A 16,841-nucleotide genomic window follows, 5' to 3' on the forward strand; every position below is an offset into this window, starting at 1 on the left:
ACTCAGATCGAGCGGCTACTACTGGCTAGGCTCGGCCATGGCGCACGTTCGTGGATTCGATGATCAGAACCCGCAGGTCACCCGCGCGCCGTGCTCATCATCGGCCCTTCCTGCCGTGGCCGCGGGAAGTCCGGGTTCTCCCGAATGTGCTCCGTGGCGCGGGTAATCGCTTGGCTGTACCGCGCGCTCGCGGCATTGTGCGTGAGCAGCGCGACGCCGATCATCGCCGGTGCCACGGCGTGCACGCCCGCGTCGAACCAGCGGGCGTCCTTGACGTGCGGGTAGGTATTGAGCCCGATTGTCAGTGCGAGCAAGACGATTTCGGCGGCGACGACCTGGGTGCGACTGTTCAGCACGCCCCATTCGGCCAGCTTGGTGGTGCCGATCATGATGATGACCAGGCACACGCTGATCATCGCCTCGACCAGGTAGCTGAACCAGTACAGCGGGTCGGTGATGCCGTCCGGCGCGATGTTGTGCTGCACGTTGACGGCCGACCACAGCATGCCCGCGATCACGACGCCGGCCAGCGCGCGCAGCGACCAGGCGCGGTGCCGGTACAGCGAGGCCAGCTGGGCGTGCGGGCTGGATTCGCGGCGCTGCGCGGCAATGGCTTTGCGTGCCATCAGCAGATCGCGGATGTCGGCCTTTTCGATGGCTTCTTTGGTCTGCCGGGCGCGGTCGGCGGCGGCGGACACGGCCTCGGCGTACTTCCAGCGCTGGCCGCGGTCCTGGGTGCGGATGCGCTCGGCCAGTTCGCGCTCGGCCTCCAGCTCGTCTTCGGCCAGCGCCTCGGTCAGCGCGGGATCGAACTGGTAGGCCAGGCGGCCGCGGGCCCGCTCGACCCGCCTTGCCAACTGCGCGACTTCGTCGAAGGGGTGTTCGTCGGGCATGCGGGCTCCAAATGTGGATGGGCTGAACGGAACTCGACAAATCGGAAGACGCCGGGCTGCCCGCTCACCGGGAGCTGGGTAGTAGCTCGCTGCGAGGGTAGCGGACAGGTGGCGTCGACACCTACTCTTCATAGTCGATTCCGCGCGCCGAAAGCACGCTGGAGCGTCAACTGCGCCGAAAATATCGGCGAGTCACTCGGGTTCGATGGCCATGTCTTCCTGACTCCAGTACGCGCGCATGCGGGTGATCTTGCCCGCGTCGTCGAACTCCATCACATCGATCGGCGACAACGTGAAGCGCTGTCCGCCGACCTTGGTGACGATGGTGAACATGAAGGCGGCCTCGTTGCCCACGATGCGCACGGTCTCCGGTCGCAGCTCGGTCTCCCGGTCGAGCGCGGCGATCACGTCGTAGAACTCCCGGATGGCGGCGTGCCCGTGCCGGGCCGGGGTGCCCACCGGGTCTTCGACGGTCGCATCGGCGGCGTAGAGGTCGACGACGGCCTCGGTCGGGCCGGAGCCGACCAGTTTGACGTACTGCTCGACCGCATCGCGGATCTGCTGGGTCATCGAAAACTCCTACCGAATTGGAACCTGTTCTAATTCGGCAGATTAGCAGCACAGCGGCGGGGGCGGTCAAGGATCGGTTCCGCGCTGTCGTTGCGCTGTCCACGGCGATCGATGTGGCTCGAGCCGTTGGGAATCCCCCCGAAAGTTGGAATGCCCCCGCAGCCGCTGTGCTGGTGTCGGCATCCGCGTGGAGGGATACGGTGACGACCCGAAAACTCGATCGCGCCCGGTGTCGGGGATCGTCTTTGATCCCCCGTGGTTCGCCGTTGAACCTTCATCCCGCGCTGATGCTTTCGTAGATTCTGTCGCTCGGGCGAACCGCGGCGTTACCGCGCCGGTGTGACTTCTTCAGCGTTCCGACCGGTGGGTCTTTTTGTCCGCTTTGCCCGTTGTGTGCGCGCCGATTACTGCGTTCGTCGGCGTCCAGCCAGGAAACTCATCGCTAACTCCGCCGTACCGGTCCCGGTGTGTCGGCCTTGCGCTGCCGGTGAAGTGCTGTTTACTCGGTCCGGTCAACCAGATGTTCGAGTGACGAGTGGAAGCGGAGGAGACATGGCACTGCCTACCATGACCGCGGAGCAGCGCACTGAGGCGTTGGCCAAAGCGGCAGCGGTCCGCAAGGCGCGCTCCGAACTGATCGGCAAGGTGAAGGCGGGCAAGGTTTCGGTCGCCGACCTGCTGAAGAAGGCCGACTCTGATGAGCTGGTCAAGAAGACCAAGGTCGCCGCGGTGATCAAGGCTCTGCCGGGTGTCGGTCCGGTGAAGGCCGCCAAGCTGATGGATCAGGCGGAGATCCCGGAGGATCGTCGTATCGGCGGGCTCGGCGCACGTCAGCGTGCGGCGCTGCTCGACGCCCTGAAGGACTGACGGACTCCCCAGTCCGCAGGTTCGACCGGGGACCGAACACTCGCGTCGGTGGCGTGGCTCTGCCTCGCGAAGGACCGCCTGCTCGCGGTCCGGACGACGTAGCTCAGCCCCCAGCCGCACAGACAGTTCAAACGCCCCACAGCGCCGACAAGGGCTGTGGGGCGTTGTCGTCGGTCGACCGGTTCGCTCAGCGTCGGCGGCGCGGGAATCGGACGTTGAGCGGTGCGGGGTCGGTCATCGGGATATCGCCGCGTGGCGGCAGGAGCAGGCAGGCGAGGCCGAGCACGATCAGGAGCGCGGCGCCGAGGAGGCTGAGGGTGAGACTGACCCCGCTCATTGCCTCGGGCCGGTGAAAGACGTGGTAGATGAAATGCGGCACGCTGAAGGTCAGCCAGCCGATGCCCGCCATGCGGGCCGCCGAGGTGGTGTTGAGGACCAGTGCCGTGATCGTCACCGCGGTCAGCGCCAGGAAGAACGCGCCGACATCGCCTGCCAGGTGGTGGTTGAACGGGCCGTCCGGCGAAATCCATTGCATCCCGAAACCGGGGAAGCTGGTGTACCACGAGTGCGGCGCGAAGGTCGCCCACAGGCCCACGATGGCGCCCTGAACGGCCAAGATCGCCAGGGCGATCCTGGTGAGCAGCAGGCGTCGGCGGTGCTGTTCGAACCGCATCCGCACGCGTAGCCCCTCTTGCGTGCCCTCCACCGAAAACCGCATCGGTCCCTCCGTTCTCGCCGAACCTCGCCGAATACGTGCTGTCACGGTAAAACGGACATCCGGTCCGGGCAAGGGGCGATCAGGCCAGCAACGATGTCGGGTTCGGTTCCGTGCCGAGCCGATCCGGGTGCGTGTAGACATTCATCGTGTCGCCGCGCAGGAAACCGACCAGCGTCAAACCCGCCTCGGCCGCGAGATCGACCGCGAGCGAACTGGGGGCCGAGACGGCGCCGAGCATCGGAATGCCCGCCATCACCGCCTTCTGGACCAGCTCGAAGGAAGCGCGACCGCTCACGATGAGTACCAGATCCCGTACCGGAACGCGGTTTTCGCGCAGCGCCCAGCCGATCACCTTGTCCACGGCGTTGTGCCTGCCGATGTCCTCGCGCACTGCGAGGGCCGTGCCGTCGGCGGTGAACAGTCCCGCGGCGTGCAGGCCGCCGGTCGCCTCGAACAGGGATTGCCTGGTGCGCAACGTGTCCGGCATACCGGTGAGTACCCGGGTGTCCACCAGCAGGCCGCCCTCGGCGATCGGGTAGCGGGTGCGGGTGCGTACTTCGTCGAGCGCCGTCTTGCCGCACAGACCGCAAGCGCCGGTGGTCAGGAAGTTGCGGGTCGATACCGGGCCCGGGTTGCGCAGCGTGAGGTCGAGGACGTTGTAGGTTTGCCGTCCCTCGACGTCGGTGCCCGCGCAGTAGCGGGCGGCCATGATCTCCTCGGCGACGCCGATCATGTCCTCGCTCAACAGGAATCCGTGCACCAGGTCGACATCGTTGCCCGGCGTGCGCATGGTGATGGCGAGCGATTGCCCGCCGATCCGGATCTCCAACGGCTCCTCGACGGCCAGCGTGTCGGGCCGCTGGACCTCGCCGGCCGGCGAGATCCGGCGCATCCTGCGACGGGCAGTGACTCTACTCATGGCTGGCCCCGCTCGAGTCTGATGGTGACCGCCTTGGACACCGGGGTGTTCGACCGCGCCGCGACATGATCCAGCGGGACAAGGGGATTCGTCTCGGGATAGTAGGCCGCCGCGTTGCCGCGCGGGGTCGGGTAGCCGATCAGCCGGAAACCCTTGACCCTGCGCTCGATACCGTCGGTCCACTCCGAAACCACGTCGACGAGTTCGTCTTCCGCGAAACCGAGGGCGGTGATGTCGTCGGGGTGCACCAGCACCACCTTGCGACCACCGTGCACGCCGCGGTAGCGGTCGTCCAGGCCGTAGATGGTGGTGTTGTACTGGTCGTGGCTGCGCAGCGTCTGCAGGACCAGCTTGCCCTCGGGGACCGGAGTCCAGGTCAGCTCGTTCACCGCGAAGTTGGCTTTGCCGGTGCTGGTGCGGAATTCGCGACTGTCCCGGGGCGGGTGCGGTAGGACGAACCCGTTGCGGGCGCGCACCCGCTTGTTGTAGTCCGCGCAACCCGGCACGACCCTGGCGATGGCGTCGCGGATGGTGTCGTAGTCGCGGCGGAAGCGCGCCCACGGGACCGGGTGGTCCGCGCCGAACAGGGTCAGCGCGAGATCGCAGACAATGGCGACCTCGCTGCGCAGGTGCTTGCTCACCGGCTTGAGTCGGCCGGTCGACAAGTGCACCATCGACATCGAATCCTCTACCGACACTTGCTGTTTCATGCCATCTCGCAGATCTTGATCGGTGCGGCCCAGGGTGGGCAGGATCAGCGCGGTCTTGCCGTGCACCACGTGGCTGCGGTTGAGTTTGGTGGAAACCTGCACGGTCAGCGCGCAATTGCGCAGCGCGGCCTCGGTGACCGCGGTATCCGGGGTAGCCGAGACGAAGTTGCCGCCCATCCCGAAGAACACCGAGGCGCGCCCGTCTCGCATGGCCCGGATGGCGTCGACCGTGTCGAAGCCGTGCTTGCGCGGGCTGGTGATGCCGAACTCCCGGTCCAGCGCGTCGAGGAACGCATCCGGCATCTTCTCCCAGATACCCATGGTCCGGTCGCCCTGCACGTTCGAATGCCCGCGCACCGGGCAGACGCCCGCGCCCGGCTTGCCGATCATGCCGCGCAACAGCAGCAGGTTCGTCGCCTCCTCGATGGTGGCGACGCCGTGCGCCTGCTGGGTCAAGCCCATGGCCCAGCAGATGATGATGTTCTTCGATTCGGCCAATTGCTTTGCCGTGCGGTCGAGTTCGGCCTTGGTCAGACCGGTCGCCACCAGCACCGCGTCGAAATCTACCGCGCGGACCTGCTTTTCGTACTCGTCGAAGCCCGCGCAGTTGGCGTCGACGAACTCCCGGTCCACCACGGTGCCCGGTGCGCGGTCCTCGGCCTCGAACAGCAGCCTGCCGAGGCCCTGGAACAACGCCAGGTCGCCGCCGAGGCGGATCTGCAGGAAGTCGTCGGCGATGGCAACACCGGTGGTGAAGCCCCGCACCGTCTGCGGATCACGGAAATTGAGCAGCCCGGCCTCGGGCAGCGGGTTGATCGCGACGATCTTGGCGCCGTTGGATTTAGCGTCCGCCAGCGCGCTCAACATCCGCGGATGATTGGTGCCGGGGTTCTGGCCTGCGACGATGATCAGATCGGCGGCGGCGAAGTCATCGATCGACACCGAACCCTTGCCGATGCCGATCGAGCTGACCAGCGCGGCGCCCGAGGACTCGTGGCACATGTTCGAGCAGTCCGGCAGATTGTTGGTGCCGAAACTGCGGACGAGCAGCTGGTAGAGGAACGCCGTCTCATTGCTGGTGCGGCCGGAGGTGTAGAAGACGGCCTCGTCGGGAGAAGCCAAGGCGCCCAAGTGATCCGCGATCAACCGGTAGGCGTCGTCCCAGGCGATAGAGGAGTAATGGGTGTCGCCGGGACGCAGCACCATCGGATGGGTCAACCTGCCTTGCTGGCCGAGCCAGTAGCCCGACTTGTCCGCCAGCTCGTCGATCGAATGGGCGGCGAAGAACTCCGGTGTGACCGTGCGCAGCGTCGCCTCCTCGGCGACCGCCTTCGCGCCGTTCTCACAGAACTCGGCCGGACGGCGATGACCGGACGGCTCCGGCCACGCGCAGCCGGGGCAGTCGAAACCGTGCACCTGATTGACCCGAGCCAGCGTGCGGGCGGTGCGGATGACGCCCATCTCATCGACCGCGCGTTTCAGCGACACCGCAACCGCGGTGACACCCGCGGCCTGCTCTTTCGGCGGGGTCACGGTTAGCGAGGACTCATCGATGTCCTGGATCGGCCCATTACGGTGCATAGTTCGTATTGTCCTCTTCGCGAGTGTCTGAGTCGGCAGCGGACCAGCTACTTCGATGGTATGCACTCGGGGCGTCGCGGGTGCGGAACACGCTGGCGGTTCGGCGCTGACCATAGCCGGGTACTGCGCGGTATCTAACTGGGGAATAGCCGAGGGCGGGACCGTTCGAGTTGCCTCCGCATTGGCGCACAGACCATTACGATGCTAGTGATCGCACGCAAGATGGAAGCGGTCGGACGAAGTCCGTCATCACCCCGCGCACGGCCGGAGCGAAGGCGGAGGTACGCCTAGCGAAGGCATGGCCGATGGGGACGCTGGCATCAGCTGCTGCGCGTGCCGGCGCAGCGCGGCGGCAGGTGGGACGAAATCGCGCGAGACGCGTGCTCGCGGGCGGTATCGGAATCGTCTGTGTGGTTGCACTGGCCGGGTTTCCGGGAGTGGCGGCCGGGGATCCGGGGGCGGCGGAACCGACGACGGCCGTGGTGGAACCGCAGCGGCCGGTGCCGGAGGAGCGACTGAACAACACCGAGAGCCGCGTTGGGCCGGTGGCGCCTGCTCCGGCGCGGCAGCCGACGAGTCCGCAGCCGCCGCCTCGAGATGGGGGCGGGACGCGGGATGGATCGGGGTCGCCCGCTCCGGCGCAGCAACCCCCGCCACCACCGCAGGATGGCAGTGGTGGGCGCGATGCGCCTCCGCGACCGGAGGGGAGTGGGACCCACGATGGGCCGGTGGTGCCGAGGCCGCCCGCACCACCGCAGCCGCGTAGGCCGCACGAGCCGTGTGGCGGGCCGGACGGGCCGACCTGCCCGCGGATACCGCCGAGTGTTCCGAAACCGCCGGATATTACGACCCCGCCGCCGCCCGACAAGCCACCCGACATTGTCACGCCGCCGCCACCTGACAAGCCGCCCGATGTGGTCCCGCCGGAGCCGGAGGTGGTGGCGCCACCGCCCCCGCCGCCGCCCAGGACACCGGATGTTGTTGCGCCACCGCGGAATCCGGTGAGCACGCCGCAAGTAGGGCCGCCGGAGCCTGGACCGATTCCACCGCCTCCGCCACCAGCACCACCTGAATTACCCGCCGCCGCATTCGATCTCATGCCCTCGGCGGTAGGGCCGGGTACCGATGTCAAGGCCAGTGGTCACGGCTGTGCTCCGCAAGCCGCGGTCGATGTCGCCATCGGGGGCGTCGCCGTCGGTAAGACCGTTGCGACGGCGGATGGCGCGTTCGAGGTGCCGCTGACCACCGGCGCGGTGGACGTCGGCAGGCATCAGGTTACGGCGCAATGCGGGCGCACCCTGGTCGCGCCGCTGGATGTGGTGCTGGTCAGCAGCGTGGGGGCGGGCACATCGACGCTGACGGTGATTCTGTTCTTCCTCTTGCTCGGCGGCTGGTATTACGGCCATCGCCTCGTCTCGCATTTACCGGCGCGGAGGGGCGAATGAGCGGTCGTCGCCATGGCATTCGGCTTGTTGTCTGGGCAGTGCTGCTGTTGATGATGCTGGGCTGGACCGCGGCGCAGGCGGGCGCGCGACCCGAGGGGGTCGACATGTCCGCGAACATCGACGAGCGTGACATCGCGGACACCTCGGTGGGCGATCCGTTGCGGCTCGAGCCGGGCAGCACCATCCGGGTCGCGATCGAGTTGACCAACAATACGAGTGCGCCGCTGGAGATCCGGCACGTCGATCTCGCGGGCCGGGTGCTCGGTCTGAGCTTCTTTTCCTATTCCACCGCCGTCGAATTGACCATTCCGCCGGGGCAATCCGAGTCGTTGCGGTATCGGCTGGAATTGCGCGGCCTGGCGGGGCAGGCGACCGGGTTCATCGGTGGTGAGCTGGCGGTCTACCGGGCGGAAGGTGCGGCGGTCGCGGGGATCCCGGTGGTCACCGATGTGCGCGGGTCGCTGTGGTCGGTGTACGGGCTGTTCGGGATCGCGTTGATCGTGCTCACCGCGCTCGCCATCGCCGATGCGGCGTTGGCGATTGCGCGGCACCGGCTTTCGGCCAACCGGTGGCAGCGCGGGTTGCGGTTGCTCGCGCCGGGGATCGGCATCGGGTTGGTGTTCGCGTTCACCGCGTCGGTGGCGCGGTGGTGGGTGCCGGACACCAGTCTGTGGCTGGCGTTCGCGGGAGTTACCGCGGCTGTCGCGTTCTTGCTCGGCTACGCGTCGCCGACGCCGGAACCGGACGAGGACAGCGATGATGACGTCGAGGACGCGGACGAGATCGCCGAGGCCGACACCTATCGGTTCCCGGCCGGGGGACCGACGCAGTGACCGAGCAGAGCGAACGGGTACGGGCGGCCCTGCCCGCCTACGACATCGGCACCGAAGTCGGGCGCGGTGGGTGCGGAGTGGTGCTCGCGGGTATGCATCGCAAGCTGCGCAGGCCGGTGGCGATCAAGCAGATTCCGGCGCAATTCGCACACGACGCGCAGGTTCGCCGCCGGTTCGTCGCCGAGGCGCGGGTGCTCGCGGCGATCGACCATCCGCACGTGGTGCGGGTTTTCGACTACCTGGAGCACGACGACCTATGCCTGCTGGTGATGGAGTATCTGCCCGGTGGCACGGTGGGCGACCGATTCGCCACCGACGGTTACGATGCCGCGACCGCCCTCGCGATCGCGCTGTCCTGCGCGGCGGGACTGGAAGCGGCGCACCGGCATCGGGTGCTGCACCGGGACGTGAAACCGGCCAATCTGATGTTCGCGGCGGGTGGGGCGATCAAGCTCACCGACTTCGGTATCGCCAAAATCGTCGGCGGGGACGAGACCTGGGTGACCAAGGCGGGCGACATCATCGGTACGCCGTCCTACATCGCGCCGGAGCAGGCACGGGGACAACAACTTTCGCCTGCCACGGATGTGTACGCGTTGGCCACGATGCTTTATCAGCTGCTGTCGGGAGTGCTGCCGTTCCCGCCGGGAGACGGCCCGCTGGCGATGCTGTTCGCGCATGCCTTCGATGAACCGATCCCACTCAGCGAGGTCGCGCCGAGTGTGCCGGAACCTATTGCCGCAGTGGTAATGCGCGGGCTGGCCACCGATCCCGCTCAGCGCTTCGACACGGCCGAGTCCTTCGGTGTTGCCCTCGCGCAGCCCGCCGCCTACTGCTGGGGCGAGGATTGGCTTACGCCGGTTGGTATTCCGGTGATCGGGGCGGACACCATTGTTGCGGCGGCTACCGGGGGTGGGCGGACGCCGAGCCGGGCGGCAGGTCAACTTCGAACACCGCCGGTGACACCAGCGCCGCGCCCGCCCTATCCGCCGTCCGGCGCCGACCCGCCGACTACGCCGTGGTTCGCGACCACACCTGACGAAGGCGAGATGCCATCCGAGAAGACGCCGCCTCCGTTCGGGCCTGCGCTACCGAGTGCGCCATGGTCGACGACCGGGCCGCCGCCGTCATCGGGTGACGCCCCGCCTACGGTGCCGTGGCATCCGGGTTCGCACTCGCCGGTCGGCGGTCGTCCGGCGGCGGGGGCTCGGCCCTCAGGCGGTGCTTCGCCTCCTGCTGGAGTCCGGCCACCTGCCGGGCCTCGGCCTCGGGGTCACGGGGCAATGCCGTTTCGTGGGCCGGTGACGCGGGTGCGGCCGCTGCACGCGATGCCGGACAGTGGTGTTCCGCTGGCCGAGATCGATCGGCGGGACCTGGTGCCTATCCAGGAGGTCGTGAGCTTCGAGTCGCCGCGGGTGCCGTTCGCGGTTGCTGGTGTGCTCGCTTTGGCGGCGGTGGTGCTGGCCGTGCTGGGGCTGGGCGCGCCGACGATCGGCGGTGATCTGTCACCGGGGGCGGTCACGCTCGGTGGTGTCGATCCGGCCACTACGCCCGTCGACGTGGATCTGGCGAAGCCGATTCCGTTGCGCGTGAACGGAATAGACGCCGACGCCGCTTCGCTGAAGGTGACGGTGCTCGGGGTGCCGGTCGGTGGGGAAACCGTCCCGTTCGTACCGGGAGATCAAGGTGCCGTGCTGCCCGCGCCGATCAACCAATACGTGATGGCGGGGACGCTTACCGGAGAGCTGGTATTGCTTCGGAACGGCAGTGCGATCGCCGCCGAGCGAGTCGAGTTGCAGACCGCGCAGCGGCCGACAACCACCGCGACCGCTGCCGGTGTCGTTCTCCTCGCCTTGTTCTCCCTGGCCTACCTCGAGTCGAATATGCGCCGGTTGCGCAGGGGGCGTGGGGGATTCGCCAACAGTATCGGCCTCGCGGTGAGCGCGAGCTTGCTCGCTGTGGCGCTTGTCGGTGCGGCATGGATCTTGCTCGAGCATCCGCCCACGACGGTTACTACCGCAGGGTCCGCCGCTTTCGCCGCAGCCGCGGGACTGGCCGCGTCCCTCGGTGCGCGCCGAATCGGTAAGCGCCACCGCTACCTTCGCCGCGCTCGCCGACGCCCACAATCCTGAACAGGGGCCACGGCTACCCGCTGACGGAACCTTCGCCTTGGTCAAAGCGATCGGCGTCGGACTCCTCAGCAGGACACCGCTGCCCGCCGCCTGAACCTTCGCTCTGGTCAGGAGTGGTCGGCGTCGGACTCGTCTGGGCTGCGGTAGGTGAATACCCGATCGCTGATGCGGATGCTCCAGCCGGGGAGGAGTTCTGTTGGGGCCGAGCCGATTCGGGTCCACTTGTCGGCGCTCGGTGGGGCGATGAAGGTGCCGGAGGTGGCGGGGGCGTCGCGGACGAAGACCTTGCCGCGGTCGACCGAGACGTAGGCGTGCACACGGGAAACGTGACGGTCGCGCTGGATCACGATGGGGGCGGCTTTGGCGGCCCGAACGGTGTCGTCGGCCTGCGGGCCGCGGCCGATGACGTAGGGGCGGTCCAGTGGATAGGCCGCGCCGTCCTCGAGAGTCAATATGCCGACGGCCTTGCCCTGCTCGGGCGCGGCGGGGCGGATGATGCGGTCCACCGAAGGCTTCAGCAGCGCAACGGGTTCGGGGCGACCGAGGGGCTGACGGGCCTGGGACCAGGCGAGCGGACGGTCGGCGGGCCCGTTGCCGACCGGTGGTCGCGGTCTTACCCGCGGCCTCGCCGATTCTGCGGGTTGGACCGCGGCCGTGGCGGATCGGGTTGCCGCGGGCGACGCCGTCGAAGAGGACCGGGCTGGGGCGGATGAGCGCGCGGACGACGAGGTGGCCGAGGTCGGTGCCGCTACGGCGTCGGCGGCGCCGGTGGATTCGGGGGTGGCGGCGAAACCGGCGGCGGCGGTGGGCTCCGGCTCCGCTACCGACGCGGCGGAAGGGCGCGGCGAGGTGGAACTCTTGGCTGCTTTGCCCGAACGGCGCACGGCGGCGTGCAGGACGAAGCCGCCGCCGGGAACCACGCCCGCGCGCAGGTCGGTGCGCGGCAGTGCCTTCAGCGGTGTTCCGGTGTCCGTGCCGACGGTGATGCGGCGCAGCGGTTCGCGCACGATCTCGTCCACCCAGGTGAATGCGCGTGCGCCGTCCAGTCGTCTGGTGCCTTCGGCGCCATTGAGCTCGGCGAACACCGGTCCGCGCAGCAGGATCAGGGTGCCGTCGGCGGTCGGTGCCACCACGCCGAACGGGGGCGGTTCGGAGGTGCTGCCGAAAACGATCGCGGCCAGCCGCTGGGCGAGCGCGGCACCAGGATGTTCGGTATCCGCGACGGCCTCGATCGCGCCGAGTATCCGGTCGGTGGAAGCGGTTTCACCAGCCAGATAGACGACGACACCACCGAAGCGTGCGACATGGCCGTGGCCCGGCGCGATACCAACGGTGGAAGATTTGCTGCGCACCCGCGCCCTCCTTCCCGGCGCACTACCGACATTCGAAGCCAGCATAGAGCGTGTGCGTCGGGGGGACCGGCGTGCCGAAGGGCGGCAGCACGCGCACGGAAGCCATGTCGTGCCTGCCCGGTACGAACGGTGGAGCGCCGAATTGAAAAGTGCCGCCGAGGTTTTGGTCGCGGCCTCGGCAACGGGCTACCAGCCGCGCGAACCGGCGATGCGGTGTTCGCCCCATTCGCCCAGGTCCACAAGTGTGGCCACCATCTCGCCGCTCCCCGCCGCCGCGTAGCGCACCTGTGGGGGCCATGCCCTGGTCAGGCGGTGAATTCTGCGGCGTTGTCCTCGATCCAGTTGGTGAAGGTGCGGGGCGGGTGGCCGGTGAGGGTGGCGACGGTGTCGGTGAGCGGTGTGGGGACACCGTCGTGGCGGCGCCAGTGGTCGAGGAGGGCGTCGGCGACGGCGGCGGGGAGGTGTGCCTGCATCTGCTCTTTCCACGCCTCGGGGGTGACGTGGTCGATGACAACGGGTTGCCCGGTGACTCCGGCGATGCGGTCGAGTTGCTGACGGAAGGTGAGCGCCTCGGGGCCCGTCAGGTCGTGCTGGGCGCCGCGATGGTCCGGCTTGGTGAGCACGGCGTGGGCGGCCGCGGCGATATCGAGCTCGTGGATCGGATCGATGTAGGCGTCCGGGTAGGGGAGGCTGACGGGACTGCCTGCCTTGATCGAGTCGGCCCACGCACGGGCATTGCCTGCGAAGGTGCCAGGGCGCAGCACGGTCGTGGTCATCGGCGCGGCCGCGAGTCCGACCTCGGTGTCCAGATGTAATTTTCCGAGCGGATTGGTGGCGGCGTCGGGGCTGAGCGCGGCCGTCGAGGACAGCAGCACGATGTGTTCGACGCCCGCTTCGGTTGCGGCGGAGACGAATTCGGTGATCGTGCTGGGCTCGGCGTACAGGAATACCGAGGTGACGCCGGCGAGGGCCGCGGGGAAGGTGCTCGGGTCGGTCAGATCGCAGGTCACCGCGGAAACGTCCGCGGGCAGCTGCTCGGGTCGGCGGGAGCCGACGCGGACGGCGAGATCGTCGGCTCGGAGCATGGCCAGCAGGTTGGTGCCGACCGAGCCGTGGCCGCCGGTGATGAGAATCATGGGAAGTCCTCTGGAAGTGGTGAATTGGTTGCGGCACGGCGATCGTCGGAGACAGAGTCCGGCGCCGAACCGCATTTGTTACGAACGTTGTTCGGTGAACTAAAACCTACGAGACGAACGACGTTCGTGTCAAACGATGTTCGTCACCGCGTATGCTCGGCCCATGAGTGAAGCGCCAGTCAGTCGGCGAGCCCGCCCGGCGAAGGCACCTCTCAGTCGCGAGGTGATCATCGAAACCGGCCTGCGCATCCTGGATCAGGAGGGCCTGGCCGCACTGACGATGCGTCGCGTGGCGCAGGACCTCGATACGGGCGCGGCCTCGCTCTACGTCTACGTCGCCAACCGCGACGACCTGATGGCCGCGATGCTCGACCACGTACTCGGCACGATCGAGCAACCGACCGGCGGCAGCTGGCGGGAACGGCTGGTAGCGCTGGTGCAGGCATCGGTGGCGGCGATGAGCCGCCACGAGGGGCTGGCGGTCGTCGCGCTCGGTGCGATCCCGACCGGGACGAACGCCCTCGTGCTGATCGACCGGCTGCTGGCCTTGCTGGCCGAGGGCGGGGTGGACGAGCGCACCAACTCGTGGGCGGTCGACCTGCTGTTCCTGTACATCACCGCGGCCGCCGCCGAACAGAGCGCCTACAACACCAAGGGCATGCGCGCCGAAGCCCACCTCGCCGAGGTCGAGAAGCGGTTCGCCGGGTTACCCGCCGACCGTTATCCGATGATCGTGACGATGCGGGAAAGCCTGATGGCGGGCGACGGCGACGCGCGCGCCCAATGGGCGCTTCGCGTGCTGATCGAGGGCATTCTCGCCACGCCGGTCCGGTGAACTCTATGATGCAAGACGTGTCCGTGATCCGACCGGCGACCGAGGACGATTTGCCAGTCCTTCAGGATATCGAGATCGCGGCGGGAAAACCGTTCGCTGAAATCGGTATGACAGCCGTAGCCGAGGATGAGCCACCCTCGTTGGAAACGCTGCGCGAGTACCAGCGCGACGGGCGCGCGTGGGTCTGGGTCGATGACGACGATTATCCGATCGGTTACCTGGTCCTTGGCGTCGTCGACGGCGTCGCCCACATCGACCAGGTGTCGGTGCATCCCGACCATCGGGGACGACGGATCGGCAAGCGCTTGATCGACCACGCGGTGTTCTGGGCGAAAGACCACGGGATGCCGTCGATCACCCTGACCACCTTCACCGACGTGGCCTGGAACGGGCCGTACTACGAGCGCCTCGGCTTCCGCTACCTGACCGCCGAAGAGCAAACGCCAGGTCTGCAGGCGATTCGCGCCGCGGAAGCCGCCCACGGTCTGCAGGACTGGCGGCGGGCCTCCATGCGCGCCGAGGTGGCTTCCTGGTCCTTCGACGGAAGCGTCTCGGAGACCTGAGCCCGGCGTGGGCTCGACGGCTAGGTGACCGGGGCCAGTGCGGCTAGCGCGGCGGGGGTGGCGGCCACGCGGTCTTCGGCGATCAGGCCGATGCGAGTGCGGCGGTCGAGCAGGTCGTCGGCGTCGAGGGCGGCTTCGTGGGTGACGGCGAACTGGAATTCCGCTGCGGTGACGTCTATTCCGGGCGCCACGGGTTGGGTGAGCGCTGGATTGTGTTGGGCGGCGGCAAGAATGGTGGCCGCTTCGCTGCCGTAACGGTCGATCAAGACCGGTGGGGCGTCGATGCGGTCGCGGGCGGCTCCGGACACCGCGCCCACCAGCGGAAGTCGCTTCGTGCGGCAGGGGCCCGCGGTGAGACCGGCGCGGGTGACGGCGGCGTCGATGACGTCCTCGGCCATCTGCCGATAGGTGGTGAGTTTGCCGCCCACGATGGTGATGACGCCAGAGGGGGAGGGTAGGACCGCGTGTTTGCGGGAGATGTCGGCGGTGCTGTCTTCGGCGGTCTTCAGCAGGGGGCGCAGGCCCGCGTAGGTGCCGCGAATGTCGGCGCGGGTCAATGGCTCTCGCAGGGCGGTGTTGATGGTGTCGAGCAGGAAGTCGATCTCGCCGTCGGTGGGTATCGGTTTGTCCGGCACCGGGCCGGGGGCATCCTCGTCGGTCAGGCCGAGGTAAACGCGGCCGTGCGCGGCGGGGAAGGCGAAGACGAAACGGCTGGTGCTGCCCGGAACCGGGACGGTCAGCGAGGCGCTGAGGCCGCCGAACGACTCGGCGGCGAACACCAGGTGGGTGCCGCGGCTCGGGCGCAATTCGATGCTGGGATCGACCTCGTCGGCCCAGACGCCGGTGGCGTTGATGACGGCGCGGGCTCGGATAGTCATCGTTTCGCCGGTCAGGGTGTCCCGCAGGGTGGCTGAATTGCCGGTGACGGCAAGGGCTTCCACGCGGGTCAGGACGGTCGCGCCCGCCGCGGCCGCGGTGCGGGCAAGGGCGACCACCAGGCGAGCGTCGTCGACGAGCTGTCCGTCCCAGGACTGGAGTCCGCCGCGCAGCCCGTCTCGGCGCACGGTCGGGGCGAGCCGCAGCGCTTCGGCGGCCGCCACCCGGCGGGAACGGGGCAGGATCGCCGCGGGGGTGCCCGCGCCGCGCCGGAGCACATCGCCCGCCAGGAAACCCACCCGGACGAGCGCGCTCTGCGCGGCGCCGATGCCGGGCAGCAGCGGTACCAGCTGCGGCAGCGGGCGCACGAGATGCGGCGCGGTGGTGCGGATCAGAATGCCCCGCTCGACAGCACTCTCGTGCGCGATGCCGACCTGGCCGCTGGCCAGATACCGCAGGCCACCGTGCACCAGCTTGGAACTCCACCGGCTGGTCCCGAACGCCAGGTCGTGCCGCTCCACCAACACTGTCCGGAGCCCGCGCGTGGCCGCGTCGAGCGCGGCGCCGACGCCGGTGACACCGCCACCGATCACCAGGACATCGGTCTGCGGCTCGTCGCCGAGTTGCCGCAGCTCACGGGTGCGGCGGTCCGCGTTCAGTGCGGAATCTCCCCTCGACACCGAATTCGCTGTCATCGCAATGCCTTTCCGGAGTGAGTCGTTCCTGCGGTGGGAACGAGATAGCCGTCGATCGCGCGGGACAATTCCGTGTCCAGGTCGGCTCCGGCGAGCAGCGGGGCGACCGTGCCCGCCGACTGGACCGCGGACTGTGCGATCAGCAGCAGCATGGTGGCCAATTGCTCCGGGTCGCCGTCGCGGATGGAGCCGTCCTGCTGGCCTTCCCGGATGCCCGCGGCGAATAGCTCGATCAGTGCGCGCTGGTTGCGGCCGAGGCGGCCGAAGACGTAGGTGAGCATCAGGTCGGTGTCGGTACGGAAGATTTTGCCGAACAACGGATTCGAGCGAATCTTTGCGGCGCCCGCGACGATGCCGTCGACCAGCCGGGTGCGGCCGATGCCCGCGGTGGGCATGGTCGCGGCGACGATCGCGCGCAACTCGCGGACCAGGAGTTCGGCGACCAGCGAGCCGGTGTCCGGCCAGCGCCGGTAGACGGTCGGCCTGCTCACCCCGGCGCGGCGCGCCACCTCGGTGAGGGTGGTGCGGCGCACGCCGAACTCTTCGACGCAGCGCCGGGCGGCGTCGAAGATCGCGAGATCAATGGCGGAGAGCGCGTCGTCGGCTGACTCGTCCGGAGCGGTCACAGGGTCCCCTCGGGGAGGTTGGGTTCGTTACTGCTTGACATTCTATGTCAAACTGTAACGCATGGTCGAGACGCAGAAGTACACCGGCGA

16 protein-coding genes are annotated in these 16,841 nt (G+C 68.4%); 6 read left to right on the top strand and 10 right to left on the bottom strand.

The features are described 5' to 3' along the window. Positions 1-77: 77 nt before the first annotated feature. Both KV110_RS09435 and KV110_RS09440 read right to left on the bottom strand, forming a co-directional pair. On the bottom strand, positions 78-893 hold the full coding sequence (locus tag KV110_RS09435) for a hypothetical protein (protein ID WP_218475189.1): 816 nt from the start codon (positions 891-893) through the stop codon (positions 78-80). Between the two features lie 192 nt (positions 894-1,085). Next, positions 1,086-1,463: a nuclear transport factor 2 family protein gene (locus KV110_RS09440; RefSeq protein ID WP_218475191.1), complete on the bottom strand. Its 378-nt coding sequence runs from the start codon at positions 1,461-1,463 to the stop codon at positions 1,086-1,088. Positions 1,464-2,015: 552 nt separating this feature from the next. On the opposite strand from KV110_RS09440, the gene mihF reads away from it, so the two are divergent. Next, positions 2,016-2,330 (top strand): integration host factor, actinobacterial type, encoded by a 315-nt coding sequence (mihF, locus tag KV110_RS09445; protein WP_029895202.1) that lies wholly within the window; start codon positions 2,016-2,018, stop codon positions 2,328-2,330. 187 nt (positions 2,331-2,517) lie between these two features. Here the strand turns inward: mihF and KV110_RS09450 are convergent, their stop codons facing one another. From KV110_RS09450 to KV110_RS09465, 4 genes are all read right to left on the bottom strand, one after another. After that, positions 2,518-3,048, bottom strand: coding sequence for a hypothetical protein (locus KV110_RS09450; RefSeq protein ID WP_218475193.1), 531 nt, complete (start codon positions 3,046-3,048; stop codon positions 2,518-2,520). A gap of 79 nt (positions 3,049-3,127) precedes the next feature. Further along, positions 3,128-3,967: a formate dehydrogenase accessory sulfurtransferase FdhD gene (gene fdhD / locus KV110_RS09455; RefSeq protein WP_218475195.1), complete on the bottom strand. Its 840-nt coding sequence runs from the start codon at positions 3,965-3,967 to the stop codon at positions 3,128-3,130. Further along, the gene (locus tag KV110_RS09460; protein ID WP_218475197.1) at positions 3,964-6,258 is read right to left on the bottom strand and encodes an FdhF/YdeP family oxidoreductase; all 2,295 of its coding nucleotides are present in this window, start codon (positions 6,256-6,258) and stop codon (positions 3,964-3,966) included. The genes fdhD and KV110_RS09460 overlap by 4 nt, the downstream gene beginning before the upstream one ends. An 882-nt stretch (positions 6,259-7,140) precedes the next feature. Then, complete coding sequence (locus tag KV110_RS09465; protein ID WP_218475199.1) at positions 7,141-7,347, bottom strand: hypothetical protein; 207 nt, start codon at positions 7,345-7,347, stop codon at positions 7,141-7,143. 8 nt (positions 7,348-7,355) lie between these two features. On the opposite strand from KV110_RS09465, the gene KV110_RS09470 reads away from it, so the two are divergent. The 3 genes from KV110_RS09470 to KV110_RS09480 are packed head-to-tail and all read left to right on the top strand — an operon-like array spanning position 7,356 to position 10,668. After that, a complete protein-coding gene (locus KV110_RS09470) occupies positions 7,356-7,703 on the top strand; it encodes a hypothetical protein (protein ID WP_218475201.1) in 348 nt (115 codons plus the stop codon). After that, entirely contained in the window at positions 7,700-8,536 is an 837-nt protein-coding gene (locus KV110_RS09475) for a lamin tail domain-containing protein (RefSeq protein WP_218475203.1), read from the top strand. The genes KV110_RS09470 and KV110_RS09475 overlap by 4 nt, the downstream gene beginning before the upstream one ends. Continuing rightward, the gene (locus tag KV110_RS09480; RefSeq protein WP_218475204.1) at positions 8,533-10,668 is read left to right on the top strand and encodes a serine/threonine-protein kinase; all 2,136 of its coding nucleotides are present in this window, start codon (positions 8,533-8,535) and stop codon (positions 10,666-10,668) included. The genes KV110_RS09475 and KV110_RS09480 overlap by 4 nt, the downstream gene beginning before the upstream one ends. A 107-nt stretch (positions 10,669-10,775) precedes the next feature. Here KV110_RS09480 and KV110_RS09485 read toward each other — a convergent pair whose 3' ends face one another. Further along, the gene (locus tag KV110_RS09485) at positions 10,776-12,020 is read right to left on the bottom strand and encodes an FHA domain-containing protein (protein ID WP_218475206.1); all 1,245 of its coding nucleotides are present in this window, start codon (positions 12,018-12,020) and stop codon (positions 10,776-10,778) included. A gap of 305 nt (positions 12,021-12,325) precedes the next feature. Next, positions 12,326-13,156, bottom strand: a complete 831-nt coding sequence (locus KV110_RS09490; protein WP_218475208.1) for an NAD(P)H-binding protein — start codon at positions 13,154-13,156, stop codon at positions 12,326-12,328. A gap of 163 nt (positions 13,157-13,319) precedes the next feature. On the opposite strand from KV110_RS09490, the gene KV110_RS09495 reads away from it, so the two are divergent. Next, positions 13,320-13,991 (top strand): TetR/AcrR family transcriptional regulator, encoded by a 672-nt coding sequence (locus KV110_RS09495; protein WP_218475210.1) that lies wholly within the window; start codon positions 13,320-13,322, stop codon positions 13,989-13,991. 8 nt (positions 13,992-13,999) lie between these two features. Beyond that, positions 14,000-14,554: a GNAT family N-acetyltransferase gene (locus KV110_RS09500; protein WP_393539111.1), complete on the top strand. Its 555-nt coding sequence runs from the start codon at positions 14,000-14,002 to the stop codon at positions 14,552-14,554. A 20-nt stretch (positions 14,555-14,574) separates the two neighbouring features. Here the strand turns inward: KV110_RS09500 and KV110_RS09505 are convergent, their stop codons facing one another. Next, the gene (locus KV110_RS09505) at positions 14,575-16,125 is read right to left on the bottom strand and encodes a glycerol-3-phosphate dehydrogenase/oxidase (RefSeq protein WP_218475211.1); all 1,551 of its coding nucleotides are present in this window, start codon (positions 16,123-16,125) and stop codon (positions 14,575-14,577) included. Then, a complete protein-coding gene (locus tag KV110_RS09510; RefSeq protein WP_218475214.1) occupies positions 16,122-16,751 on the bottom strand; it encodes a TetR/AcrR family transcriptional regulator in 630 nt (209 codons plus the stop codon). Before KV110_RS09510 ends, KV110_RS09505 begins: the two co-directional genes overlap by 4 nt. Positions 16,752-16,841 lie beyond the last annotated feature (90 nt).

The sequence above is a fragment of the Nocardia iowensis genome (assembly GCF_019222765.1).
GTDB lineage: Bacteria > Actinomycetota > Actinomycetes > Mycobacteriales > Mycobacteriaceae > Nocardia > Nocardia iowensis.